This is a genomic window from Corallococcus sp. CA041A (genome assembly GCF_003612075.1).
GTDB classification, from domain to species: Bacteria; Myxococcota; Myxococcia; order Myxococcales; family Myxococcaceae; genus Corallococcus; species Corallococcus exiguus.
The window spans coordinates 1-1,103 of sequence record NZ_RAWF01000552.1 but is presented as its reverse complement, the minus strand read 5'-3'; the positions used below and the strand labels follow the sequence as shown (position 1 = coordinate 1,103).

Sequence of the window (1,103 nt, the reverse complement as noted above, 5' to 3'; positions counted from 1 at the left end):
GCTGCCGGGTGGAGTGTCTCTTCAATCGCTTGAAGCAGAACCGGCGGGTGGCGACGCGCTATGAGAAGCGCGCCGCCAACTACCTGGCGATGGTCCATATCGCCTCCATCCGCCTCTGGCTCTAATTCGCGGACACGCCCTAGGCCACCCGGGACGCGGGGGCCATGTGCCGGAAGTCACATGCGGGCCGTATGACTTCCGCCAGATGGAGGCACACGCGCCGACGCGTACCTTGCTTCTCGAACTCGCAGCACGTCGGAGGCACCCGTGTCGTTCTATCTGCTCGCCCGCTGGCTCCATATCGCTTCGGGAGTCGTCGCGTTCGTCACGCTCTGGCTGCCCCTGGTGGCGCGCAAGGGAGGCGCCCTGCACCGCCGCGTGGGCTGGGCCTACGTGGGCGCCATGATCTCCGCGGCCATCTCCGCGCTGGCCATCTCCGGATGGCGCTTCATCCAGGCACCGGGCGAGCAGCCCATGGACCTCTTCTTCATCTACATCGCGGTGCTGAGCGCGGCCTCCGCGTCCATGGGGGTGCGCGTGATCCGGACGAAGGCGCGCACCGGAGCGAGCACGCATCCGCTGGACGTGGGCCTGTCCACGCTGCTGCTGTGCATGGGGCTCTTCACCGAGGCGTACGGACTGCGGATGGGCGTCCCGCTGCTGTGGGGCTTCGCGCCGGTGGGCATCCTCTCCGGGCTGACCGGGCTCTGGTACTGGATGCGGCCGCCCCAGGACCGCATGCACTGGTGGTTCCAGCACATGGCCGCCATGGTGGCCTCGGGCATCGGCACCATCACCGCCGCCTTGGTGGTGAACGCCAGGCACGTCGGCGTCGAGGGCCTTCAGCTCGCGATCTTCCTGGGGCCCACGGTGGTGGGCGTGGTGGGACTGAACCTGTGGACGCGCTACTACCGCCAGCGCTTCGCACGGAAGGCCGCCCCAGGTCCCGCTAAGCCATCCGGGGTAAATCTTTGCATACCCAACGAGTGCGGGCAGAGGAGATGAGACGTCGGAAGCCTCCTGGGCGGCCCAACTGCGCCAGGAGGTGGACGGCAGCAGCGTAGAAGTCCTCCCGCCGCTTCGTCAGCATGCGGCTGAAGTAC

Annotated in this window: 1 protein-coding gene and 1 pseudogene; both read left to right on the top strand. The window is 67.8% G+C overall.

All coding sequences use genetic code 11. From position 1 onward, the window contains the following. A pseudogene (locus D7V77_RS42090) lies at positions 1-125 on the top strand (IS5/IS1182 family transposase); the annotation flags it as partial. Positions 126-267: 142 nt separating this feature from the next. After that, positions 268-1,005: a DUF2306 domain-containing protein gene (locus D7V77_RS42085; protein WP_120581741.1), complete on the top strand. Its 738-nt coding sequence runs from the start codon at positions 268-270 to the stop codon at positions 1,003-1,005. Positions 1,006-1,103 lie beyond the last annotated feature (98 nt).